We start from the raw sequence: 24,150 nt of genomic DNA, 5'->3' as shown, positions 1-24,150 counted from the left end.
GGAATGAATGAATACACTCATTTTACCCCCATTTTTAGCCAATGAACTTCCGGTAAGCTTGCAAATGAAATATTTGCAAGCTTATTTTGGTGGAGTACGAACAACTCGATCGGGTATAGTATGAAGTTGAAATCAAAAAAACCGTCACAAAGGACGGCTTTATTTTTCGTTCTACTGCTGTTCGTAATTTTGGTGATTGAAATGAGTTTGATCCGTCATCTTGTGGGTGCCTGGAATGTTACTATAATAGTTGGCAGTATCGATTTGCTCTTGTTGTTTTGCCATTGAAGATTTAACCCATCCGTTAGTCTCCAGAATTTGATTATACATCTTTGCGATGGCTTCTTGCTGTAACGCCATTTCCGAGTGAATTTTTTTCACAACGGGGTTTTTCATAGCGGAAGCAGAGATGAAATTATCGTTTGCCATTGCATTCGCTGTAGAGTGCGCATCTAAGGTGATGTGACGATCTTCTATCTGGATTCCAGCGTTTACAGGTGCCTCTGTACCATTATCTCCAGTAGTTTGAGGGATTGGAGGTAAAACAACTTGACCTTGTTGACTTGGATTCAGAAGTTGATTCATCACCACCACATGGTTTTTCATTACCTGTAACTGTTTTTCCAAGACTTGTGTAACGTTTCTGTCTTTAGCAATTTTTAAATAAAGTTGTAGCCTGCTCACAATGCCTTCGTGAGCTGACAGGTGATTGTCCATTAACCCAACATCTATAGCTGGAAGCATGTAACCACTCCTTTCAATGCTAGTATTGTTACGTGAATGAAGAATTATGTAGGTCAATAATGTTTTTTTAGGTGACTCCTGGTTCTAGAGGAAAGCAAACACGTTGTGTCACTACTACCGATGTAAATAACAACATGCGAAAAAATATTCGTTTCACTTTACATGGGGTACGGGGGTATACTATAATGAATAACGAGGAGGGAGAAACGAACGGACGCAAAGAAAAATACCTTATACAGGTATAGAATAGGTTTTAGATGTGAGTGATACAATTAAAATATATGATCCGCGACTAACGTTTGCCGATTAGATGAAGTCGTGGGATATATATGTAGGAGGGAATAGAGCATGGGAGCTCAGTCAAATGCAAAGGTACAGCCCGAATCAGCTGAAAATGTCAGCTTGAACATTACTGGTATGACTTGCGCGGCGTGTGCAACACGAATTGAAAAAAACATTGCTAAAGTACCAGGGATTCAAAAAGCAAATGTCAATTTAGCTACGGAAAAAGCGTCGGTTACGTATAATCCTTCCGAGGCATCAGTTGAAGATATAATTGCAAAAGTTAAAAAGACTGGATATGGCGTTCAGGAAGAAAAGGTGAAGCTGAACCTTATTGGCATGACATGTGCGGCGTGTGCAACACGAATTGAAAAAGTGTTAAACAAGGTTGAAGGAGTAACGAGTGCGACGGTCAATCTAGCAACGGAGAAAGCGAACGTCGAGTTTATTCCTGGCAATACCCATGTAGATCAATTGATTGCCGCAGTAAAAAAAGCAGGTTATGACGCAAAAACAATAGGGGATGCCGATGGGGATTATGAACGAAGTGCCAGAGAAAAAGCGTATAAGACTCAGAAAACAAAATTCACAGTTGGTGCAGTTTTATCATTCTTTTTCTTAGTACAGATGGTATCAGATTTTGCAATGGAATATGGAAATGGTGGGTTTTTCCACATGAATCCTTGGGTTCAATTTTTACTCGCCACGCCCGTCCAATTTTATGTAGGTGGCCATTACTACCGGGATGCATACAACGCTGTTCGCGGTGGCAGTGCCAACATGGCTGTTCTTGTAGTACTAGGAACATCAGCGGCGTATTTCTATAGTTTGATCGTTACCATTATGGGAACCGGACAATTCCTTTACTACGAAGCCGCTGCAATCGTGATGACGTTGATTGTTTTAGGGAAGTTACTTGAAACAAGAGCAAAAGGGCAAACATCCGAAGCGATTAAAACATTGATGGGACTTCAAGCAAAAACAGCTCGTGTCATTAGAGATGGGGAAGAAATGGATATACCACTCGAAGAGGTTGTGACGGGTGACGTGATATTTGTTCGTTCTGGCGAAAAGATTCCAGTCGATGGAGAAATTATTGAAGGCAGTACAACAGTAGATGAGTCTATGTTAACTGGAGAAAGTATGCCTGTTAACAAAAAAACGGGTGACACAGTAATTGGTGCGACAGTAAATAAACATGGCTCCTTTACATTCAAAGCAACAAAGGTCGGAAAAGATACGGCACTATCCCAGATCGTCAAGCTTGTTGAAGAAGCTCAAGGATCTAAGGCGCCGATCCAGCACCTTGTGGACAAAATTTCTGGTGTGTTTGTGCCTATTGTTATTGTCATTGCATTGGCTACATTCGGTATTACTTTCTTCCTAGCAGGATTCACCCCTGCATTGGTTAGTGCAATCGCCGTGCTTGTGATCGCGTGTCCATGTGCGTTAGGATTAGCTACTCCAACAGCGGTTATGGTGGGAACGGGGAAAGGCGCTGAAAATGGCCTTTTGATTAAAGGCGCTGAACACCTACAAAAATCACAGCGTGTGACAACCGTGGTCCTAGATAAGACGGGGACGATTACAAAAGGTGAACCTAATGTAACGGATATCGTCACTTACGGAAATTATTCAGAAGATGAACTGCTGCAATTGGCTGCCACAGCTGAAAAGGGCTCTGAACATCCGCTTGGAGAGGCAATTGTTAAGGGAGCAAAAGACAAGGGCTTACAGCTTCAGGATAGCAAAAACTTCAACGCCATACCCGGACACGGGATTCAAGTCGAAATTAATGATCAATTGGTGTTGATTGGGAACAAAAAACTAATGGCTAAAAATAATGTAGAAATAAACGATGCGCTTAGTCGGATGGAAGAACTTGAGGGCGAGGGAAAAACGGCGATGCTTATGGCTGTTGAAGGCAGTCTTGCTAGCATCATCGCTGTGGCGGATACTGTGAAAGAAACATCAGCTGAAGCGATTAAACGATTGAAGCAAATGGATATTGAAGTGATTATGATCACTGGGGATAACCGACTTACGGCAGAGGCTATTGCTAAGCAAGTCGGTGTGGATCGGGTACTCGCGGAAGTTTTGCCAGAAGACAAATCTGCTGAGGTCGAAAAGTTAAAGCAAGAAGGCAAAGTTGTCGCTATGGTTGGAGATGGTATCAATGACGCCCCTGCACTGGCTGCTGCTGATGTCGGTATTGCGATTGGTACAGGAACTGACGTAGCCATTGAGGCGGCTGACATTACATTAATGCGTGGCGATTTAACGGGAATTGTCGACATCATTAGTTTGTCCAAAACAACGATGCGAAAAATTCGCCAAAACCTGTTCTGGGCATTTGCATATAATGTCATCCTAATTCCGGTTGCAGCTATCGGTCTGCTCAATCCAATTCTTGCTGGTGGAGCTATGGCATTCAGTTCTGTATCCGTTGTAGGAAACACGTTATTCTTGCGCCGTTGGAAACCTGTTCGATAGGAGTCATATAGAAGGCGATGTCTTTGAAGGCATCGCCTCCATATTTATCAGAACCTCTATACCGGTTCTACGCCTTTTATAAATTCAGATGAAACGTTTAACTTAGCTTTACATACCATATGAGGGTATGGTATAATATAGTTCCGAGGGAGGCGATATGATGTCTTTAGTAGTAAATGATGAAATAATGGCAGATGACTGTTGTTTAGTCGAAATGAATGATAGGAAGAGCCAACACTCAGATAAAGTGAAAAAAAACTTGGTCACTCGGTTAAACCGCGTTGAAGGACAAATTCGCGGGATTAAAGGCTTAATTGAAAAAGATACCTACTGTGATGATGTAATCACTCAAATTGCTGCAACTCAATCCGCTTTAAACAGCGTAGCTAAAATACTTCTTGAAGGTCACTTGAAAACCTGTTTGGTGGAAAGAATTCAAGAAGGAGACCTTGAGGTTCTTGATGAGGTTCTTATAACTGTCCAAAAATTAATGAAAAAATAATGGGGGTATGGACGATGGAAAATGTGACTTTGCATGTTGAAGGTATGTCTTGTGGCCATTGCGTAAAATCAATTGAAGGCAGTGTTGGAGAGTTGACAGGTGTACAAAATGTTGCTGTTGATCTTGAAAATGGAAAAGTAAGTGTCCAATTCGATTCTGCGTCTGTCTCTTTAAATAAAATCAAAGAAACAATTGATGATCAAGGCTATGACGTAAAGGAATGAATCCACTTAACGGGACGTGTCTTGTTATTACAGCGCGTTCTGTTTTTATGTGCTACGTAAATACATGGAGAATAGGGTTCATTTAAGCCATTAATATGTAGTGGGGATGATACAATGACAAATAAAAAAGTTAAAATAGCGGTAAATGGTGGGATCGACTTTGGTGCGAAACTAAAACCTTCACAACTTCTTACTTTAGCTAAATATATGGACGAAGATGATGAACTGGAGCTCACTACATTTCAACAACTTTATTTAGAAGTACTAGAACAAGACCTAGAATCCATTGTAGAAGAGCTTGAAAAAGTAGGATTGCACTGTTATCCTGTTGGAAATTATGTGAAAAGCTTGAGAACATGTAACTTCTGTAAAGGGGAAGAACAAGAGGGCATGCCAGTTGCGAAAGAGCTCAATCAACGAATGGCAAGAAGAGAAGTACCATTTACTCTTAAACCTGCCTATACGGGCTGCCCGATCGGTTGTGGTGAACCGTTGATTAATGACATTGGAGTCATGAAGATAAGGGACACTTACAATGTGTACGTAGGAGGTAAGTCAAAGGGAAAAGACGCAAAGGTTGGAGAGTTATTGTTCGAATCCCTTGTACCAGACCAGTTATACCGTGTTGTTGACCAACTTATCGATCTTTATGCTGAACAAGGGAAAAAGAGAGAACCATTCCCCAAATTTGTAAAGCGGTATAGTGTAGACACGATTAAAGCACAAATTGATTTAAACGAAATGAGCTAACTGGATGAATGATTCCATATAATGGAAAATTAAAAGGTAGCCCACTGCGGCTACCTTTTTGCATGTTTTAACCTTACAGATCAGTACAATATGTACTTTTACGTTTTTTTATGATGGATAATGCTCATACTAGTACTGTTCACGGAACGTTCAATTTTTCATGAGTACAGTCTGGTATGATGGGAGTACGAGAGCAAAGGAGGTGCATTCTGTTGCGTTGGGAAGCAAAGGATGCCTTGGCATTTCAGGACACTGGAGAGTACGTAGATACAGCAATTGTCCCTATGATTCAATTGAACCCGAATACTCCCGTGCCATCAGCTGCTCATGCAGAGTACGTACAAATGGTCTCGTATGGGTTGGAGAAGCAATTGAAAGGACGCATTATGTTATTTCCTCCTGTTACTTACTTTGAAGACCAGACTCCAGTCATAGCACACTGGACTGGAAACTTAAAAAAAGTTGGATTTTCACACGTAGCCTATTTAGGGGCAAAAGGCATGTCGATCGATGGAAGTGCATTACGTTTAGGAGTTCCAGATATTCCTCTAGAAACCATGGACGAAACCTATAAGCAAAAACTCGCAGGTGATCAAGTCCAACAATTATTACAAGCGCTCGTGAAACATTGGAATACATAATAAAGACCGTCAGAACGATTATTGACCTTGCCATAGGTTTGATATATCATTATGTTGTCCTAGTTTCATAAGTGTTCATAATCGTCCAAGGGGACGTACTTTACGGTAGAGGGGGGAAAGACATGAGCAAGCATCGTGTGTCAAGACGCCAATTCCTCAGCTATACTCTGACAGGTGTCGGTGGATTCATGGCTGCATCGATTATGATGCCTATGGTTCGCTTCGCTGTCGATCCAGTTTTAAAAGCAACTGGTGAGAGCGATTACATCCCGACCGAAGCAAAAGTTGAAGACATTGGTACCGAGCCGACTCGTGTCGACTTTAGTTACAACCAAAAAGATGCTTGGTACGAAAGTCAAGTGACTGAAACTGCTTGGGTGTATAAACAGGAAAACGGTGAGCTTTTAGCGATGTCTCCTATTTGTAAGCACCTAGGGTGTATTGTTGACTGGAATTCAAATGAAGAATACCCAAACCAGTTTTTTTGTCCGTGTCACGCTGGTCGGTATTATAAAAATGGGGTCAACGTCCCGGGCACACCACCAACTGCACCATTGGATGTGTACGACTACAAAATAGTAGATGGGTTCCTTCATTTCGGGGCACCACAACCTAGAGAAAGGGTGTAATCGACATGCTGAATAAAATATACGACTGGGTCGATGAACGCCTTGATATAACACCTCTATGGCGTGACATAGCCGATCATGAAGTACCAGAGCATGTAAACCCGGCGCATCATTTTTCTGCGTTTGTTTATTGCTTTGGCGGACTCACATTTTTTGTAACCGTCATTCAAATTTTATCTGGAATGTTCTTAACTATGTATTACGTTCCAGATATTAAAAATGCGTGGGAATCCGTTTATTATTTACAAAATGAAGTGGCATTCGGAACGATTGTTCGTGGAATGCACCATTGGGGCGCGAGTGTAGTCATTGTGATGATGTTCTTACATACGTTGCGTGTGTTCTTCCAAGGCGCTTACAAAAAGCCACGTGAATTGAATTGGGTAGTCGGAGTTCTTATTTTCTTTGTTATGCTTGGACTTGGATTCACTGGTTACTTACTTCCATGGGATATGAAAGCCCTTTTTGCAACGAAAGTAGGGTTGGAAATTGCAGCGGCGACCCCTATTATCGGAGATCAAATTAAGGTATTGTTAGCAGGTGACGTGAGAATCATCGGGGCACAAACGCTAACGCGGTTTTTTGCTATTCATGTTTTCTTCCTTCCTGCTGCTTTGCTCGGCTTGATGGGAGCGCACTTCATGATGATCCGGAAGCAAGGGATTTCTGGACCACTATAAAAAGCAGACACTGAAAAAAAGGAGGGGACTTGAACCATGCATCGTGGTAAAGGTATGAAGTTTGTCGGGGATTCACGCGTATCAGCTAATCGTAAGCCGAATGTTCCGAAGGACTATTCCGAATACCCAGGAAAAACGGAAGCCTTTTGGCCGAACTTCCTTCTTCGTGAATGGATGGTGGGTGCTGTCTTTCTTGTAGGATTTCTCATTATGACTGCCGCTGAAGAACCACCGTTAGAGCGTATGGCAGATCCTACAGATACGACCTATATTCCGTTACCTGACTGGTATTTCTTATTTCTTTATCAATTATTAAAGTACCAATACGCTTCAGGGCCGTATAATGTGATCGGTGCATTAGTAATTCCAGGTGTTGCGTTTGGCGCACTTCTACTCGCACCATTTTTAGACCGTGGTCCAGAACGTCGACCTACGAAGCGTCCGATAGCGGTCGGATTCATGTTATTAGGGTTGACCGCAACTATTTTCTTGACTTGGGAATCTGTCGTCACGCACGACTGGGAAGCTGCTGAACGTCAAGGGCAAATCGTAGAGGCTAATATCGATAAAGAATCTGCAGGCTATGAGATTTATTCTCAGTCTTGTATTAGCTGTCACGGTACAGACCTACAAGGTGGGGCTGGTGCTCCTGCTCTTCTCGAAGTTGCCAACGATCCAAACTATATAAAAGATATCGCTGTAAACGGAATGGGGAATATGCCAGCAGGTCAATTTCAAGGTACTGAAGAAGAATTGACTACGTTAGCAAACTTTATCTTAACTGTCGCTTATGAGGATGAAGCGAATCTAGCTGAAGGCGGAGCAGAAGGTTCAACCGAAGAGGGATCAGAGGAAGAGGCCAGCGACGAAGAATCTGGTGGCACATCCGACGAAACTGCAGGTGAAGAATAAGACTGAAGGGCTGGCAATCGTGTCAGTCCTTTTCCTTGTTAGTTTCATACGAAAATAATAGGTGTTTTTAATTGTCTATTTCGCGAAGGAGGTTCTATGCATGATGTCACAGTATGTTCCTTACGTGCTCAAGCAACGCTCATTTTTACTTCTCCTTTTCCTTATTAACCTAGGGGGAACGGTATATGGTTATATTTGGTATGGACCACAATTAGAAAGGACTCCTGCGCAATTTTATATCTTTGTTCCTGACAGTCCCACTGCAAGTCTGTTTTTTACGATTGTTCTTTTTGCCTATTTACTTAAACAACAGTGGGGATTGATTGAAGCGTTAGCGATTACGTCACTCGTGAAATACGGACTGTGGGCTGTTGTTATGAACTTATTGACTCTAGCTGTAGAGGGGGAGTTACATTGGACGGGCTATATGTTAATTGCATCTCATCTAGGTATGGCCATTCAAGGCGTGTTGTACGCTCCTTTTTATCGAATCAAGCTGTGGCATTTCTTCGTTGCCGCCGTTTGGCTGTATAACAATGAAATCATTGATTACGTGTTTCTTATGTACCCACGTTACAGCTCTCTTACTGACTATGCCTTACAAATCGGGTACTTTACGTTTTGGTTATCCACCGCTACGTTAATGTTAACGTATTACCTCACGCTTCGTAAGAAAAAAATGACTTGGGACATGGATTCCTAGGTCTAAACTTGTCCCACCCTTCATAAGTATGTGAAGAGGAAATGAAGGGGGGACTCATTTTGATTCGATCAACCGTAACCATCCTACTACTTACACTTTTTATGTCAACAAATCTTGTTGCTGTAGCAGAAAACCCCTACGCAACCCTCCACGACCAGGCTCAAGATGTACTCCATTTTACGAAGATGAATCGTCCTGCAGAGGCGTATCGGTTGTTACAAGAAATGGAAGGGGCCATGCAGCAATCCCTATCCGGTTGGGAAAATAGTGAGGCTTCTCAAACTGTTTTATCTCTTTACGAAGAAACAGAGCGCGTCTTAAGAGAACCGACAACGAAAGAGGAGCGGATTCGTTCTGCTACAGGACTGTACTTAGTTGTGGATGCTCTTCATTCTGAGCAGGAGCCGCTTTGGAAAGAAACGAAGGCGCAAATGCTCTCGTACTATCAGCAAATGCTAGACGCTGTAGATAATGGAGATCAAGAACAATTTCACTTCATATTAGACGTATTTATGAAGCAGTATGAAACGATCTATCCAAGTGCGAAAATTGATGCTCCAGACGAACTCGTGCAAAAAGTGGATGCCAGGGTACACTATATTGATAATTACCGCCCCGAAGTGCTTGCAAATGGAACGAAGGCGTACGGAGAGCTTGTGAGTTTAGAGGCCGATTTAACTAGTTTGTACGAAGGGGAAGAGGATGAAGCAGATCCGTCTCTTCTCTGGGTGATGTTTACAACGGGTAGCATCATTGTGGCTACTCTCTCTTATGTCGGCTTTAGAAAGTATAAAGGTGATAAAGAGAAGCAACAGGCACGTAAAAAGCAAAGAGATTGACATTCTAAGGCAAACTTCATAAAATAAAAGTAATCGAAATTAGTACTGGAGGTAACATCGACATGGGTGGATTTCTCATCTACTTTGCCATTCTTCTGATCGTTCCTCTATGGGCGAACATGCGTGTGAAAAATACGTATAAGAAGTACTCGAAAGTCGCCTCATCTTCGGGTTTAACCGGGTACGAAGTGGCGAGGAAAATTTTGAATGACAATGGTCTGTACGATGTGCAGATTGAAGAAACTCGAGGGAAACTCTCAGACCATTACGACCCACGTTCAAAAGTAGTCCGTCTCTCGTCTGGCAACTATCATGGACGTTCAGTGGCTGCTGCTGCCATTAGTGCTCATGAGGTTGGACATGCGATTCAAGATGCTGAACGCTACGCATTTCTTCGATTCCGCCATACACTCGTTCCTGTGGCGAACTTAGGATCTAACTTTTCGATGATCTTAATCATTGCTGGAATGTTGTTTAGTGCCACAAACTTATTACTTCTCGGGATCATCTTTTTTGCAGCTGCGGTATTGTTCCAGTTCGTAACATTACCTGTAGAGTTTAATGCATCCTCCCGTGCCATGGATCAAATCGTTTCCCACGGTGTAATCCGAAATGATGAAGAACGCGTAACGAAGAAAGTGTTAAACGCTGCTGCTTTCACATACGTGGCTGCTGCCTTAATCGCACTTCTTGAACTAGCTAGATTTATTCTCATGTTTATAGGGCTGAACAATGATGATTAAAGACTCGACCACTTGGTCAAGTCTTTTTTTCTTATTTTTGCAGAGGTAACTTGTTCTCATCTAGTGTAAATCCTTCTCCTAAAACGTCGTGTACAGTTGTCACAGACACGAAGGCGTGGGGATCTACATCTTGAATGATTGTTTTTAATCGAATTACCTCGTTTTTTCCTACAACACAGTATAGAACATTGCGATCTTGCTTCGTAAACGAGCCGTGTGCTTTCAATACGGTTACGCCACGTTCCATTTGCTCCATGATGTGTTCAGCGATCTTTTCATGTTGCTCAGAGATAATCAACGCTCCACGTGCCGCATAAGCGCCCTCCTGCATAAAGTCTACTACACGTGCTCCGACAAAGACCGCCACAAGTGTGTACATAGCTTCCCGATAATCTAAATAAGTAGCAAGCGATAGTGCGATGACAAAGAAGTCGAAAATGAACATGGTTTTTCCCATGCTCCAACCAATGTACTTATGAACGAGCCGTGCAATAATGTCGACTCCCCCTGTCGTTCCTCCATAACGAAAAATAGTTCCGAGCCCTACCCCGATAAACACTCCAGCAAACAACGCCGCCAACGCCAAGTCATCCTGAAGAGGAATATTCCATTGATACCGCTGAAACACCCATAGGAACATACTTAAACTTACTGTTCCTAGAACGGTATAAAGAAAAGATTGCCGCCCAAGAAGTTTCCATCCTATAAAAAAGAGCGGAATATTTAATACTAAATTTGAATACGACGGATCAATCGAGAACAGAAAGTAAAAGAGAAGCGTAATTCCGGTAAATCCACCTTCAGCCAGATTGTTTTGCATATTAAAATGAACGAGTCCGAATGAGAAAATAGCCGAACCTATGAGGATGGCAATAGTATTTTTAAGATGGGGCTTCATTGATGGGAGCCCTCCTTTTCAAAATAATGACAACGTGTTCCAAGCCATTATAAAGAAACCCCTCACAAGAGACAACACCCCTCGAGTAACGAACATTGTAATTTCAGCGTGCTTTCGCTACGATGAAACAGACGAACTAGTGGAGGGAACGTAATATGGCCGAAGAAAAAACAATGGACGTGCTTCAACAAGAAGTAGACGCATACATTTCCCAATTCAAAGAAGGATACTTTAGCCCACTCGCTCTCACAGCGCGACTTACCGAGGAGCTCGGGGAATTAGCTAGAGAGGTAAACCATGTTTATGGAGAAAAACCGAAAAAGTCTACAGAGGAAATCAAGTCTATTGAAGAAGAACTTGGTGATGTATTATTTGTGTTAATCTGCATGGCAAACTCTTTAAACATTTCTTTAGCGGATGCACATAACACGGTCATGAATAAATTTCAAATAAGAGACAAAGATCGTTGGACACCGATTGAGAAGGGATGAGTATATTGCGAGTTGTGATTAGTGGACCCCGTGGGAAAATGGGGCAGGAGGCTGTCAAACTAACCGAACAAAATGAAGAGCTTGAGCTAGTTGCTGTAATTGATTATAAGCACAAAGGAGTGAATGTTTCCGACATCGTAAATACGACGCAATCTTGCCCAGTGTTTGCAACTGCAGAGGAATGTTTTTCTCAAGTGGAAGCTGACGTATACATAGACTTGTCCGTAAGAGAAGCTGCTTATCCAAATAGTTTAGCTGCAATGACTGCGGGTGTTCGCCCTGTTATCGGAGCAACTGGCTTTACAGATGAGGAATTGGCTACGTTGGAAGCAACTGCTAATGATAAAAAGCTCGGTTGTATCGTAGCTCCTAACTTTGCGGTAGGTGCTATTCTGATGATGAAATTTGCGCAAATGGCAGCTAAACACTTTCAAGATGTTGAAATTCTCGAGTTACATCATGATCAAAAGAAAGATGCTCCGTCGGGAACAGCTGTTAAAACGGCACAACTAATTCAAACGGAGAGAGAAGGTAAGCCTCAAGGTCATCTCGATGAAGTGGAAACGATCGCAGGAGCTCGGGGGGCGGACGTGGATGGAATGAGAATACACAGTGTTCGATTGCCAGGTCTTATTGCCCATCAACAAGTCATGTTTGGAGCTAGTGGACAAACGCTCACGATTCGCCATGATTCGTACGATCGCGCATCTTTCATGTCGGGTGTTCATCATGCCTGTAAAGTAGTCATGCAACTTGAAGAGTTCGTGTACGGTTTAGAATCTATTCTAGATTAGATTAATAACAGAAAACACTCATAAGCTGAGCACTTAACTATGCATGGAAACTAATCTCAAGCAGTCTAGTTGTGATCAAGGCGGTGCGAGTGAAGCCCCGAGCCATCTAGGAATACGGTATCCGAAGTGGTTCTCTAATAGGATGATTAACAGAATGTTAAGATTCTGCGTAACTCCGCCCCTTTTCCATACAAAAAAATTTTAGAACGGAGGCGTGACGATTGACTCTCCACATTGCCCTTATTGCCCATGATAAGAAAAAGAACGATTTAGTGCGGTTTGCAACTGCTTACAAGCATATTTTTGAAAAACACCAACTCTACGCGACTGGAACAACAGGAACACGTATTCAAGAGGAAACGGGTTTATCTGTTTATCGATTTCAGTCCGGACCGCTCGGAGGTGACCAACAAATTGGTGCGCAAATAGCAAACAACAAAATGGACTCCATATTTTTCCTTCGCGATCCTTTAACAGCGCAGTCTCATGAGCCAGACGTGACTGCTCTTGTTCGGTTGTGTGATGTATACGCAATTCCTTTAGCAACTAATTTGGGGAGCGCTGAAGTGTTAATCAAAGGTATTGAACGCGGCGATCTTGCATGGCGGACGCTCGAGGAACAGGAAGATTCTATTGAAACAAGCTGATGTATTATGCATAGGTGCTCATGCTGATGACGTAGAAATTGGCATGGCTGGAACGATTGCACTCCTTGTACAAAGTGGGAAAACTGTCTCCATCTGTGACGGAACGGAAGCTGAACTTTCCTCAAATGGGACACCTTCCTTGCGTAGGGAAGAAGCGAGGAGGGCGGGTGATGTTCTCGGGATTCAAGAGCGCATTAACTTGCAGCTTCCTGATCGTGGTTTGCGTGAAAATGAAAGGGAAGCCATTCACCGCATCGTTCACGTATTAAGATCAGTTCGTCCGAGCATCGTATTTCATCCGTACGAAGAAGATCGCCATCCAGATCATGTTCAGATAGCCCACCTCGTACAAGAAGCTGTGTTTTCGGCAGGTATTCGGAAATTCGCACCACAATCTCAGTCGCATAAAGTTTCAAAGCAGTACGCCTACATACTAAACGGCTTTCATAAGCCACACTTTTACGTGGATATTTCAAGTACCTTTGTCCAAAAAAAGGAGAGTCTTACAGCGTATGCATCTCAATTTACACTCGGTGCTGACTCGGTTAAAACGCCATTAACGGACGATTATATAGCGCGACTAGAAGCACGGGAGAAGCTATTTGGAAAAGAAATCGGAGTGGAATATGCAGAGGGTTTCTTTTCGAAAACCCCGCTCGTGTTACACCAAGACGACTTAGGAGTGTAACGAATGACATTAAACATCGGAATCATCTGTTATCCAACTGTAGGAGGATCCGGGGTTATCGCTACTGAACTTGGAAAATCATTAGCAGAAAAAGGATACAGCATCCATTTTATTTCTTCAAGTTTACCATTTCGTCTGCAAAAAGCGGTTTCTAACATTTCGTATCACCAAGTTGAGGTTAACCAATACGCCGTTTTTCAATATCCACCTTACGACATTGCGCTAGCAAGTAAAATGGCTGATGTGATCAATCGCGAGAAATTAGATATTCTTCATGTGCATTATGCAATACCCCATGCAGTGTGCGCCATTTTGGCTAAGCAAATGGCAAAGCGAGACGTTAAGATTGTCACAACGCTTCATGGAACGGATATTACTGTGCTTGGATACGATGCATCGCTTTCTGATGCGATTCGATTCGGAATTGAAGAGTCCGATGCTGTGACCGCTGTATCTGAAGCACTCATTCAACAGACTGATCAGCTTCTACAGCCAAATAAAAAAATTGTGCCTGTTTACAATTTTGTCGATGAACGTATTTATAAGCCCCGAGACAAGGCTTTGGGAAAAGAAGAATGGGGGATTCCACTTCACAAAAAGGTTTGTATTCACGTCTCGAACTTTCGAGCTGTCAAACGCGTACCAGATGTAATTTATGCATTTGCAAAAGTTCGTGAGGAAGTGGATAGTGTTTTAATACTTGTAGGGGACGGCCCTGAGATGAAGCGTGTGCGCAATCTAATTGAAGATCTAGGACTCATAGAAGACGTAAAAGTTCTCGGTAAGCAGGACCGTCTGGAGGAGATTTACAGTATGAGCGACTGTATGCTATTGCTGAGTGAGAAGGAAAGCTTCGGTTTAGTTGCTCTAGAGGCAATGGCTTGTGGTGTTCCTTGTGTCGGGACAAATATTGGTGGGATACCAGAAGTGATCATTCATGAGGAAACAGGCTTTATTGCTTCTGTTGGAGACATTGATAAAATAGCCGCATACACGATAAAACTTTTAACAGACAGTGCTTTACACGAAAAGATGGGCAAAGCCTCGTATGATCGTGTCATGACCCACTTTCGTGCCGAAACGATTACTGAAGCGTACGAGGATGTGTACAACAGTGTTGTATCAAAGTGACGAAGTAAATCCATTTCAACAGGCTAAACCTGTTCTAGAAACTCTCCTTTCCGCGGGGTACGAAGCGTATTTTGTTGGAGGGTCCGTACGGGATTTATTGTTAGGACGCGAAGTTGGTGATATTGATATAACGACAAGTGCAACGCCTGAACAAGTGCAAACATTATTTCAGAAAACGGTACCGGTTGGCATAGAGCATGGTACTGTGCTCGTGATTCACAAGGGACAGGGGTATGAGGTAACGACGTTTCGAACGGAAGGAACGTATGCAGATCATCGTCACCCTGCCTCTGTTCAGTTTGTTCAGAACGTGGAAGAAGACCTTATGCGTCGTGATTTCACGATGAACGCGATTGCGATGACTGTTGATGGACAATGGATTGATCCCTTTCGTGGTAAAGAAGCCATCGAGAGTCACACAATTGCCTCTGTCGGGGACGCCCATGACCGGTTTCAAGAAGATGCACTACGTATGATGCGCGCCGTTCGATTTCAAAGTCAGCTTGGGTTTACACTTACAGAAAAAGTGGACGAGGCGATAAGGAACAAACGATCATTATTGAAACATGTGGCCATGGAGCGGAATCGCGTTGAATTCCACAAGTTATTAAACGGTTTGCATTGTCACGAGGCATTGAAGGTGCTTTTTGACACTGGATTGCATGAGCAGTTACCTGTTCTTTGCAAGTTTGAGTGTGATGCGCGCTCTCTCTTACTAGAAAAAAATCTATCGAGGCTAAATCACCGGCAAATTTGGGCCTTCATACTCGAAGTTCTTCGTATCGACAGTGCATTTTCTATCGCGAAGGAATGGAAGTTCTCCAGAGAAGAAACAAAAGCAATCGAAGTGCTACTAACCGGTTTTCGGATCATGAAAGTAAGTGAGTGGACGAAGTGGTGCGTGTATACGTATGGCAAAGAGACGGCTACAGACATTGAACAGATGATTGCTTGCTGGGAGAGTATAGCAGAACGTGGTGTGCATTTAATATGGGAATCATTACCAATTTCAAGTCGAAAGCAACTAGCCGTAACCGGAAATGATCTTCTACGGTGGAGGCAGTCTACTGGGGGACCGTGGGTGAAAAATATGCTTCAACAAATTGAAAAACACGTCGTCGAAGGTAGCTTGTGTAACGATCGTGCAGAGATAAAGGAGAGAGTACTCGCATGGGGCAACGAGTGAAGGATCAGTTGTTACAGTATATGTTGTCAGGAGAAGCGGAGTATGTTTCAGGACAACAGCTCGCGGCACGAATTGGTTGCTCGAGAACAGCAATTTGGAAGGCGATGGAGGAGCTGAAAAAGGAAGGATTCGAAATTGAAGCCATTCGTAACAAAGGATATCGTCTTTTGAATGAGCATGTGAAGCTTTACCCTGCACGTATTCAGCAACTATTATCAACCAATACATTTGGCCGTTCTGTTTATGTATACGACTCTGTCCAATCCACCCAACTATTGGCCCATGAGCTGGCTAAAGAAGGAGCGAAAGAGGGTACCGTCGTACTCGCTGAAGAGCAGACAGGTGGAAAAGGTAGAATGGCAAGACCTTGGCACTCTGCAAAAGGATCTGGCATTTGGATGAGTTTGCTGCTCCGTCCAACGCTTCCTCCTCAATTCACACCCCAGTTTACATTGTTAGCTGCGGTGGCTGTGACGGAAGCGGTCCAGCAAGTAACAGGAGTATCTGCAGAAATCAAATGGCCGAATGACCTGCTAATAGATGGAAAAAAAACAACAGGTATCTTAACAGAATTACAGGCTGAAGCGGATCGCGTCGACTATATCGTGATGGGAATTGGAATCAACGTACACCGGACAAGCTTTCCTCCAGAATTGTCACAAATCGCAACCTGTTTAGAAGAACATGCTTGCGAACCTGTTGATCGGACAAAGCTAGTTTGTAAAATACTAGAGAAACTAGAAACCTACAACGCTTTGTATATGGAAGTAGGCTTTGAGCCAATACGCAGGCTATGGGAAGCACGTTCTTATACGATTGGCAAAGAAGTGACGTTAAAGACGTCCACTACAACGCGTACCGGAATAGCGATTGGATTAGACGAAAACGGAACACTGCTTGCACGTGACAAAGACGGAGAGCTATTCTCTATTTATACAGCGGATATACACACTAGATAACGAATAGATTGGGTGGATTCCGTAAACGTGATCACTATACATTTTCAATGATTTTGCTTATACTACATGTGGGCAGTATCGTAGGAACTGCACCTGTTTGTTGTAACTTGTCAACGGAATGATACATCTGCCTAGATCCAAATGGACGTGGACAGAAGGGATAGTACGTAAGCGATAGGGATCCTTCTGCCTAATTTTACGGTAGAGGGTTTTTTGTTGTAGACATCCCTTCTACTTCGGGCCACACGATGTGGTCAGAAAGGCGTTGCGACAGGACATCGCGCACTTAGCCTTTCATCATACAGACCTCGAAGGGAAGGATGAAAAGAATGCATTCAACTGAAACGTTTAAAAAATGGAAACAGGAAGCGAAGCCGATCGTTATGGTAACCGCATACGACTACCCCTCTGCAAAAATGGCTGAGGAAGCGGGAGTCGACGTTTTACTAGTTGGAGATTCGCTTGGAATGGTGGTGCTCGGGTATGACTCTACCATTCCGGTGACAGTCGATGACATGATTCATCATGGAAAAGCAGTTAGAAGAGGTGCAAAGGAAACGTTTGTCGTTGTCGATTTGCCATTTTTATCGTATCACGGCTCGATTGAATCTACGATTGAAGTAGCACGCCGTGTTTTGCAAGAAACAGGTGCGGACGCACTGAAGCTTGAGGGAAGTGGCGACGTATTTATCCATACAGAAATATTATCAAAAGCAGGAGTCCCGGTGGTGAGTCATCTCGGTCTTACACCGCAATCTGCTAAAGTGTTAGGCGGGTTTAAAGTACAAGGAAAATCAGAGGAAGCAGCACGTCAGCTTATGGAAGATGCAAAGCGTGCACAAGCGGCTGGGGCGTGTGCACTTGTGTTAGAGTGTGTCCCACATCAGCTAGCTGAGCGGATTTCTACGCAGTTAGACATTCCGACGGTTGGGATCGGAGCGGGTGCAGGATGTGACGGACAAGTGCTTGTGTATCATGATATATTGCAATACGGGATTAATCGTGTTCCGAAGTTTGTAAAATCGTACGAATCGTTTCAAGACCGTGGTGTGAAAGCGATCGCAAGCTATGCTAATGACGTGCGTACAGGATCGTTTCCAACTAGCGAGCATCAATTTACGATGAAAGACGACGTGTTAGAGCGTCTTTACGGAGGAGACTCATGATGCAAGTAATCCGAACTATAAAGGATTTACGTTCTTGGCGGAATGAGATCGGAAACAGCATCGTTTCTCTAGTCCCGACAATGGGGTATTTGCACGAAGGACATTTACAGCTTGTTGAGGAAGCCAACGATCAGAGTGATTACACCGTTCTCAGCTTGTTTGTCAATCCACTACAGTTTGGACCTAATGAAGACTTTGACAAATACCCGAGAGATGAGGCCCGTGACTTTGAACTTGCTGAGAAGGCGGGAGTCGACGTGGTATTTTGTCCAACGAGTGATGAGTTGTATGGCGAGGAACCGAGTGTGCAGCTTATAGTTACGAAGCGAGTGAACGTTTTGTGCGGGAAGAGTCGACCTGGTCATTTTGATGGAGTAGTCACTGTCGTGTCGAAATTGTTTCATCTCGTTCAACCACATGTAGCGTGCTTCGGGTTGAAGGACGCGCAACAAGTCGCGGTTATTGAAGGACTGGTAGCTGCTCTTGACTTCCCAGTTCGTATTCATCGCGTGGCCACGGTTCGTGAGGCGGATGGACTAGCGAAAAGCTCACGTAATGTTAGACTATCTGCAGTGGAGCGCGACATGGCACCGATAGTATACGAGGCGCTATGTATAGGGAAAACCGTCTTGACAACTGGTGGGTCAGCGAATGCTGCTGTCGAGACCGTCCGAAACAAACTGGCAGATTCAGCTCAAGGTGTATTCACGATCGATTATGTAGAAGCTTACGATTTCCCTAGTTTAACTCCGGATATACAACTAAATGGTGAGGTATTGCTAGCTGTAGCTTGCCAATTTGAGAATGCAAGATTAATTGACAACGTGCTAGTTCAACTTCCAGAAAAGAGGTGACGCATCATGTTTCGAACGATGATGCACGCAAAATTACACCGAGCCACGGTCACTGAAGCAAATTTAAACTATGTAGGCAGCATCACGATCGATCAAGACTTACTAGACGCCGTTGGTTTACTCCCGAATGAGAAAGTACAAATTGTGAACAACAACAACGGCGCCCGTTTAGAAACGTATATCATTTCTGGAGAACGTGGATCGGGAACAGTTTGCTTGAATGGAGCTGCTGCTCGCCTCGTCCAACCAGGAGACGTCGTCATTATTATAGGATACCAGCTCGTTGCGGAAGAGAAAGCGCCTGTGCACACTCCGAAAGTAGCGATTCTAGATGAGCACAATCGCATTCAAGAGCTACGTGACCACGAGCCCGCGCATACGGTACTTTAGTGATAGATGAAAAGAGGAGCTGAAATACGCTCCTTTTTTCATAATAAAAACGGGGTCTTGAGCACTCATAAAACTTGGCTAACGCTCTTATCTCGGAGTTAACGCTCATAAAACTTGGCTAACGCTCTTATCTTGAGATTAACGCTCATAAAACTTGGCTAACGCTCTTATCTCGAGATTAACGCTCATAAAACCGGGCTAACGCTCTTATCTCGGGGTTAACGCTCATAAAACCGGGCTACCGCTCTTATCTCGAGATTAACGCTCATAAAACCAGAATATAGCTTCTCCACTTTTCGTTTCCCAAAAATTATGGTACGGTTTTGCTAGTAGAAAAGAGGATGACGGTATGACAAACTATTGTGTTTTAGACTTAGAAACGACTGGAACGAGTGTGAAAAGTGGCGGTGAGATTATCCAAATCGGGCTTGTCGTGGTACGGGATGGGCAAGTGATCGATCGATACGCCACCTTTTTGCAACCGCACGCATCTATTCCTCCATTTATCTCGGATTTAACCGGGATATCTGATGAAGATGTAAAGGATGCTCCGACGTTTGCAGCGGTCGCCTCAATTGTGCAAAAGAAGATAAAAGGATGCGTGCTTGTTGCTCATAATGCGCAGTTTGACGTGTCCTTTTTAACGCATATGTTTGATAAAGAACAGCTTTCTTTGCCGCATATTGGAGTGCTGGATACAGTAGAGCTTGCAAGAATTTTATATCCTACGCTTCTCTCTTACAAACTCTCTTCCTTGAGCGAAACATTACAACTCACCCATAAACGACCGCATCGTGCAGACGAAGACGCAGAAGCGACCGCACGTTTACTCATAGCATTAGAACAAAAGTTGAAATCGTTCCCGCAGTGGACGGTGAACAAGTTGTCTACTTTATCTTTTCAAATGCGAAGTGGTGTGCACGCCTGGATAGAGGATGTTCGTTCGTCTTATGTGCACTGGGAAGAAAATGATGTGCGGTACGCTTGGATGAATGGATGGCCTTTTGCGAGAGATGTTCAAGCTAAGCATGCTTCTACATATGAAAATACGACTATGCCAGTTGACGAGCCACTAGTGTTGTATGAAGTGGATGATAGAAAAGAAGCGTTTCTTGATTGGATCACAGCAAATCAGCATATTCTTCGAACGGAAGAATCGGCATATATTGTAGTGCCCTCACCACGTCAAGTACAGGGTGAGTGGATTGAAGCAGCACGTCGATTGCAACTTTCTACAAGTGTCTATAAAGGCCGTCACAACTACCTCTCTTTGGCGGCATTTGCACGTTCATTACATAAGAAGTCGACAAACTATGATGAAGCCCTTTTGAAAATGCAAGTGCTTGTCTGGTTGTTAGTTACCGAGACGGGAGACTGCGATGAGCTTCATCTGTCTGATGGAGCGCACATTTTTTGGCAAACAGTGAGCTCTCTTCATCATCCATCATCAGCTTGGAAGGGCTATCAATTTGACGAGCGGGCCCGGCTACAAGCTGAGCAAAGTTCTCTCGTATTAACGAGTATGACGAACTGGATTCGCAATGAGAATTTACCGAAAAAAGAATCGGTATATATATACTCTGCACACAAGCTTGCCCATTTTGCCCGCCAGCATTATGGTGCTAAAATACACTTTCAACAAGCAAGAAAGTGGTATTCGTCAGTCCAATCGCTTACCGAGATAAAGGGTACGGAGTGGATGGAAGAGGTTTCCTTTGAAATAGACAGTTTGTTTCAATGGTTAGCCGATCATTGTTTACATTACGACGATGGAAGTGACGCGAATCCTTATGTGCAAGCAAGGCTCCCGGAGCAGGGACCTTGGATGGATACATTTTTAGGTTTTTGTGAACGATTAAGCGGTTATATGCAAGAAGTGCTTGCTAGTAAAACCGTGTTGCTTCCGCACGTCTTGGAAGAGACAAAGCGAATGATACAAACGCTCCATGAATGTGTACATCCTAGTAAACGGGCGTTATTGTGGGGCGAAACGGACAAAAGAGCCATGCACAATTACACGTCTTTGTACGTGCGTCCAATGCTTGTTGCACCGCGGTTACAAGCACGTTTTGAATCGTATAGTCGCGTTCGGCTTCTTGCTCCGATTTGGTCTCTTCAAGGGTCCTTACAATTTACGCTCGACGAATTAGGACTTGGTCAAACGAAAGGGGTTGTTCTGAAGCCACGTCAACAAAGGTCGCCAATTTCCGTGACGCTAACGACGACTACGCTAACTTCTGCCAGTGCAATTGCAAGAAAACTGTCAACAATACTGGATATGGAGAAAAAAACATATGTTATTTTTCCAAATGTGGAGTTACTGTTTGATGTCGGAGAACTGCTCGATGTGGACCGGCGGCTTTTATACAGCAGGCAAGGCACACAGAATAGTTTACGCAAGCTAATTCGTGCGTTTCAAGAAGTAGATCAAGGTATTTTACTCACTACGTTCCAAGCACTGGAAAAGATGGATATCACCGAAAAAGATTCCACCATGATTGTCGTGAAAGTTCCGTTCTTTCCCCCGAAAGATCCGTTGCAACAGGCAATGGAACACTATTATCGTGCCCAGGGGAAACACGGCTTTTACGCTTATGCATTACCAAGAGCACTCCAACGACTTGCTTGTGTATTTCGGAAGTGGGATGTAGGGGAAGGTGAATGGGTGTTTTTAGACGACCGCATTGTCAACTCGACGTATCATCGTGCTTTTGACCAACTCCTTACACAAATAGGAGCCTACGTGAAAAAAGAAGACTAACCAGAAAATCAGAACACGTATGTTTTTTCAGGTAAACAGTTTTTTCGCTCGTCAAACACTGCTATAATATGAGAAGTATAGAGCATATAGGAGGCAACGATGATGGAAAAGAAGATTGAAACACTCTCTACAGTGAGGATTCAACATACTGACGACTTATATCGTATCGTCGATTCATTAAATCGAACCTTAAAAGATCAAGATTTAATGTTTGGGCTTGCGCTAGATTCTGAAGATGAATCAAAGGCTGTTTTTACCATCTATCGTACATAATGGAGTTTTATCATGAAACGAACCTTAGTATGGAGTAGTGTAATCCTTTTTGGTTTAGTTGTTATAGGAGCGAGTAGCCTGTTTGTATTGGCGCGTCAGCCGTTAGAAGAGGAGGAAGCTCTTGGTAGGCAACTAGCCATTGAACAAGGGATTGAGAAGATAGATTGGGTCGGTACGTATCATTTTACAGACTCATATGCTGTTGTCAGCGGAGCCAATCAAGACGGCGAACCTATTTATGCATGGATTCCTTTTGACAATCCATCTAAAACAACCATCGCTCTTCAAGAAGAGGGTGTCACTGCAGAAGAAGCGCTTAGCATCGCTCGAGAGGAATGGGATATTGTTGAGCATATTGAGACAAAGCTCGGAAAAGAAAAAAACGATCTAATCTGGGAACTGACGTTTATCGATGGAGAGGGTCGGTACACCATTTTGCACGTAGACTTTGAATCGGGAGAATGGCTTCGTTATTACCGATACCTTTAAGGAGTGAAGCCTTTATGAGATTAGCGAAACGAGCTGAGGATATCACCCCATCTGCCACGCTCTCTATTACAGCAAAAGCAAAAGAGCTGCGGGAAAAAGGGAAAGATGTCATTGGGTTAGGGGCTGGGGAACCGGATTTTAATACTCCAGACCATATTATTGAAGCTGCATATAAGAGCATGAAGAATGGAGAAACAAAATATACACCATCTGGTGGACTGGCTTCTTTAAAGCAAGCTATTATTCGGAAGCTTTCTAGAGATCAACAGCTTGAGTATGCCCCGTCAGAGGTTATTGTTACAACCGGTGCAAAACACGCACTTTATACGTTGTTTCAAGCCATTCTGGATAAAGACGATGAAGTCATCATTCCGACACCGTATTGGGTAAGCTATCCAGAACAAGTGAAGCTAGCAGGAGGTGTTCCTGTTTTTGTAGAAGGGCAAGAAGAACACCAACTCAAAATTACTATCGATGCATTAGAACGTAGCGTGACAGATCGAACGAAAGCACTCATTCTTAATTCACCATCAAATCCTACTGGAATGGTTTACACAAATGAGGAGCTACAAGCTATCGGAGATCTTTGTGTGCGTAAAGGCATCTGGATTGTGTCTGATGAAATCTATGAGAAGTTACTTTATCATGGTGCTACTCACACATCAATTGCCCAGCTTTCTCAACAACTGCAACGTCAAACCATTGTTATTAACGGGCTTAGTAAGTCACATTCCATGACCGGATGGCGGATGGGGTTTGCTGCAGGAGACAAGAAAGTGATTGAGGCGATGACGAACATTGCGAGTCACTCTACGTCCAACCCAACTACAACGACGCAATATGGTGCGATTGCAGCGTATGATGGGCCACAGGAACCTGTAGAAAATATGCGTCTAGCCTTCCAGCATCGTCTAGATACAGTTTTCGAGAAACTTTCTACAATACCAGGATTTCATTGCGAGAAACCACAAGGTGCGTTTTACTTGTTCCCTAACGTAACAGAAGCGGTAGAACGAACAGGCTTTGCAAATGTTGAGGCTTTCTCAACAGCACTTCTTGAAGAGGCAAACGTGGCTGTCGTTCCAGGTACTGGATTCGGCTCACCAGATCACTTGCGTATATCGTACGCAACTGACCTAGACACGATCCTAGTAGCCCTTGAAAGAATAGAACGTTTTGTAAAAGAACGTTGGGATTCGACAGAAAGTGCGTCAAAAAGGGGTTAAAACAGGACGTGTCGACCCTAGATCCTTACAGAATAAAGGCTTTTAAAGTAGCTTA

27 protein-coding genes are annotated in these 24,150 nt (G+C 43.5%); 25 read left to right on the top strand and 2 right to left on the bottom strand.

Going from position 1 to position 24,150, the window contains the following annotated elements:
• Positions 1–171 precede the first annotated feature (171 nt).
• On the bottom strand, positions 172–744 hold the full coding sequence (locus HHK01_RS08955; RefSeq protein ID WP_170007466.1) for a hypothetical protein: 573 nt from the start codon (positions 742–744) through the stop codon (positions 172–174).
• Positions 745–1,092: 348 nt separating this feature from the next.
• Between HHK01_RS08955 and HHK01_RS08950 the strand changes: the two genes are divergently transcribed.
• From HHK01_RS08950 to HHK01_RS08900, 11 genes are all read left to right on the top strand, one after another.
• Positions 1,093–3,519, top strand: coding sequence for a heavy metal translocating P-type ATPase (locus tag HHK01_RS08950; RefSeq protein WP_170007465.1), 2,427 nt, complete (start codon positions 1,093–1,095; stop codon positions 3,517–3,519).
• A gap of 160 nt (positions 3,520–3,679) precedes the next feature.
• Positions 3,680–4,021, top strand: a complete 342-nt coding sequence (locus tag HHK01_RS08945) for a metal-sensitive transcriptional regulator (RefSeq protein ID WP_407646955.1) — start codon at positions 3,680–3,682, stop codon at positions 4,019–4,021.
• A 14-nt stretch (positions 4,022–4,035) separates the two neighbouring features.
• A complete protein-coding gene (copZ, locus tag HHK01_RS08940) occupies positions 4,036–4,245 on the top strand; it encodes a copper chaperone CopZ (RefSeq protein ID WP_170007464.1) in 210 nt (69 codons plus the stop codon).
• Positions 4,246–4,359: 114 nt separating this feature from the next.
• Entirely contained in the window at positions 4,360–4,995 is a 636-nt protein-coding gene (locus HHK01_RS08935; RefSeq protein WP_170007463.1) for an NAD(P)/FAD-dependent oxidoreductase, read from the top strand.
• 212 nt (positions 4,996–5,207) lie between these two features.
• Complete coding sequence (locus HHK01_RS08930) at positions 5,208–5,636, top strand: DUF2487 family protein (RefSeq protein WP_170007462.1); 429 nt, start codon at positions 5,208–5,210, stop codon at positions 5,634–5,636.
• Between the two features lie 122 nt (positions 5,637–5,758).
• The gene (locus HHK01_RS08925) at positions 5,759–6,265 is read left to right on the top strand and encodes a Rieske (2Fe-2S) protein (protein ID WP_170007461.1); all 507 of its coding nucleotides are present in this window, start codon (positions 5,759–5,761) and stop codon (positions 6,263–6,265) included.
• Between the two features lie 5 nt (positions 6,266–6,270).
• The gene (gene qcrB, locus HHK01_RS08920; protein ID WP_170007460.1) at positions 6,271–6,945 is read left to right on the top strand and encodes a menaquinol-cytochrome c reductase cytochrome b subunit; all 675 of its coding nucleotides are present in this window, start codon (positions 6,271–6,273) and stop codon (positions 6,943–6,945) included.
• Between the two features lie 36 nt (positions 6,946–6,981).
• Positions 6,982–7,857, top strand: a complete 876-nt coding sequence (locus tag HHK01_RS08915) for a menaquinol-cytochrome c reductase cytochrome b/c subunit (protein ID WP_170007459.1) — start codon at positions 6,982–6,984, stop codon at positions 7,855–7,857.
• 100 nt (positions 7,858–7,957) lie between these two features.
• A complete protein-coding gene (lhaT, locus tag HHK01_RS08910; protein ID WP_407646900.1) occupies positions 7,958–8,560 on the top strand; it encodes a lipoprotein heptaprenylglyceryl N-acetyltransferase LhaT in 603 nt (200 codons plus the stop codon).
• A gap of 59 nt (positions 8,561–8,619) precedes the next feature.
• A complete protein-coding gene (locus tag HHK01_RS08905) occupies positions 8,620–9,399 on the top strand; it encodes a sporulation protein YpjB (RefSeq protein WP_170007458.1) in 780 nt (259 codons plus the stop codon).
• A 62-nt stretch (positions 9,400–9,461) separates the two neighbouring features.
• A complete protein-coding gene (locus HHK01_RS08900) occupies positions 9,462–10,142 on the top strand; it encodes a zinc metallopeptidase (protein ID WP_170007457.1) in 681 nt (226 codons plus the stop codon).
• Positions 10,143–10,173: 31 nt separating this feature from the next.
• On the opposite strand, the gene HHK01_RS08895 is transcribed toward HHK01_RS08900, so the two are convergent.
• Entirely contained in the window at positions 10,174–11,040 is an 867-nt protein-coding gene (locus tag HHK01_RS08895) for a YitT family protein (RefSeq protein ID WP_170007456.1), read from the bottom strand.
• Between the two features lie 155 nt (positions 11,041–11,195).
• On the opposite strand from HHK01_RS08895, the gene HHK01_RS08890 reads away from it, so the two are divergent.
• From HHK01_RS08890 to HHK01_RS08825, 14 genes are all read left to right on the top strand, one after another.
• Positions 11,196–11,531: a nucleotide pyrophosphohydrolase gene (locus HHK01_RS08890; RefSeq protein ID WP_170007455.1), complete on the top strand. Its 336-nt coding sequence runs from the start codon at positions 11,196–11,198 to the stop codon at positions 11,529–11,531.
• Entirely contained in the window at positions 11,528–12,325 is a 798-nt protein-coding gene (gene dapB / locus HHK01_RS08885) for a 4-hydroxy-tetrahydrodipicolinate reductase (protein ID WP_170007454.1), read from the top strand. Before HHK01_RS08890 ends, dapB begins: the two co-directional genes overlap by 4 nt.
• Positions 12,326–12,546: 221 nt before the next feature.
• Positions 12,547–12,972 (top strand): methylglyoxal synthase, encoded by a 426-nt coding sequence (gene mgsA / locus HHK01_RS08880; protein ID WP_170007453.1) that lies wholly within the window; start codon positions 12,547–12,549, stop codon positions 12,970–12,972.
• Positions 12,959–13,660: a bacillithiol biosynthesis deacetylase BshB1 gene (gene bshB1 / locus HHK01_RS08875; protein WP_170007452.1), complete on the top strand. Its 702-nt coding sequence runs from the start codon at positions 12,959–12,961 to the stop codon at positions 13,658–13,660. The genes mgsA and bshB1 overlap by 14 nt, the downstream gene beginning before the upstream one ends.
• A 3-nt stretch (positions 13,661–13,663) precedes the next feature.
• Complete coding sequence (gene bshA / locus HHK01_RS08870; RefSeq protein WP_170007451.1) at positions 13,664–14,791, top strand: N-acetyl-alpha-D-glucosaminyl L-malate synthase BshA; 1,128 nt, start codon at positions 13,664–13,666, stop codon at positions 14,789–14,791.
• Positions 14,775–15,977 carry a CCA tRNA nucleotidyltransferase gene (locus HHK01_RS08865; RefSeq protein ID WP_170007450.1) on the top strand — a complete coding sequence of 401 codons (1,203 nt, stop codon included), beginning with the start codon at positions 14,775–14,777 and terminating at the stop codon, positions 15,975–15,977. Before bshA ends, HHK01_RS08865 begins: the two co-directional genes overlap by 17 nt.
• Positions 15,962–16,936, top strand: coding sequence for a biotin--[acetyl-CoA-carboxylase] ligase (locus tag HHK01_RS08860; RefSeq protein ID WP_170007449.1), 975 nt, complete (start codon positions 15,962–15,964; stop codon positions 16,934–16,936). The genes HHK01_RS08865 and HHK01_RS08860 overlap by 16 nt, the downstream gene beginning before the upstream one ends.
• A gap of 329 nt (positions 16,937–17,265) precedes the next feature.
• On the top strand, positions 17,266–18,102 hold the full coding sequence (panB, locus tag HHK01_RS08855) for a 3-methyl-2-oxobutanoate hydroxymethyltransferase (protein ID WP_170007448.1): 837 nt from the start codon (positions 17,266–17,268) through the stop codon (positions 18,100–18,102).
• Positions 18,102–18,956, top strand: coding sequence for a pantoate--beta-alanine ligase (panC, locus tag HHK01_RS08850; protein ID WP_170008731.1), 855 nt, complete (start codon positions 18,102–18,104; stop codon positions 18,954–18,956). The genes panB and panC overlap by 1 nt, the downstream gene beginning before the upstream one ends.
• A gap of 6 nt (positions 18,957–18,962) precedes the next feature.
• The gene (gene panD / locus HHK01_RS08845) at positions 18,963–19,346 is read left to right on the top strand and encodes an aspartate 1-decarboxylase (RefSeq protein WP_170007447.1); all 384 of its coding nucleotides are present in this window, start codon (positions 18,963–18,965) and stop codon (positions 19,344–19,346) included.
• 349 nt (positions 19,347–19,695) lie between these two features.
• Positions 19,696–22,107: an exonuclease domain-containing protein gene (locus HHK01_RS08840; protein ID WP_170007446.1), complete on the top strand. Its 2,412-nt coding sequence runs from the start codon at positions 19,696–19,698 to the stop codon at positions 22,105–22,107.
• A gap of 102 nt (positions 22,108–22,209) precedes the next feature.
• Positions 22,210–22,380: a YpmA family protein gene (locus tag HHK01_RS08835; RefSeq protein WP_170008730.1), complete on the top strand. Its 171-nt coding sequence runs from the start codon at positions 22,210–22,212 to the stop codon at positions 22,378–22,380.
• Between the two features lie 12 nt (positions 22,381–22,392).
• On the top strand, positions 22,393–22,869 hold the full coding sequence (locus tag HHK01_RS08830; protein WP_170007445.1) for a cell wall elongation regulator TseB-like domain-containing protein: 477 nt from the start codon (positions 22,393–22,395) through the stop codon (positions 22,867–22,869).
• A gap of 14 nt (positions 22,870–22,883) precedes the next feature.
• Complete coding sequence (locus HHK01_RS08825; protein WP_170007444.1) at positions 22,884–24,095, top strand: pyridoxal phosphate-dependent aminotransferase; 1,212 nt, start codon at positions 22,884–22,886, stop codon at positions 24,093–24,095.
• Positions 24,096–24,150: the final 55 nt, after the last annotated feature.

It is taken from the genome of Bacillus fonticola (assembly GCF_012955605.1).
Lineage (GTDB): Bacteria > Bacillota > Bacilli > Bacillales > JC228 > Bacillus_CG > Bacillus_CG fonticola.
Note: the sequence above shows the minus strand (reverse complement) of the source record. Positions and strands in the feature narration are given on the sequence as shown.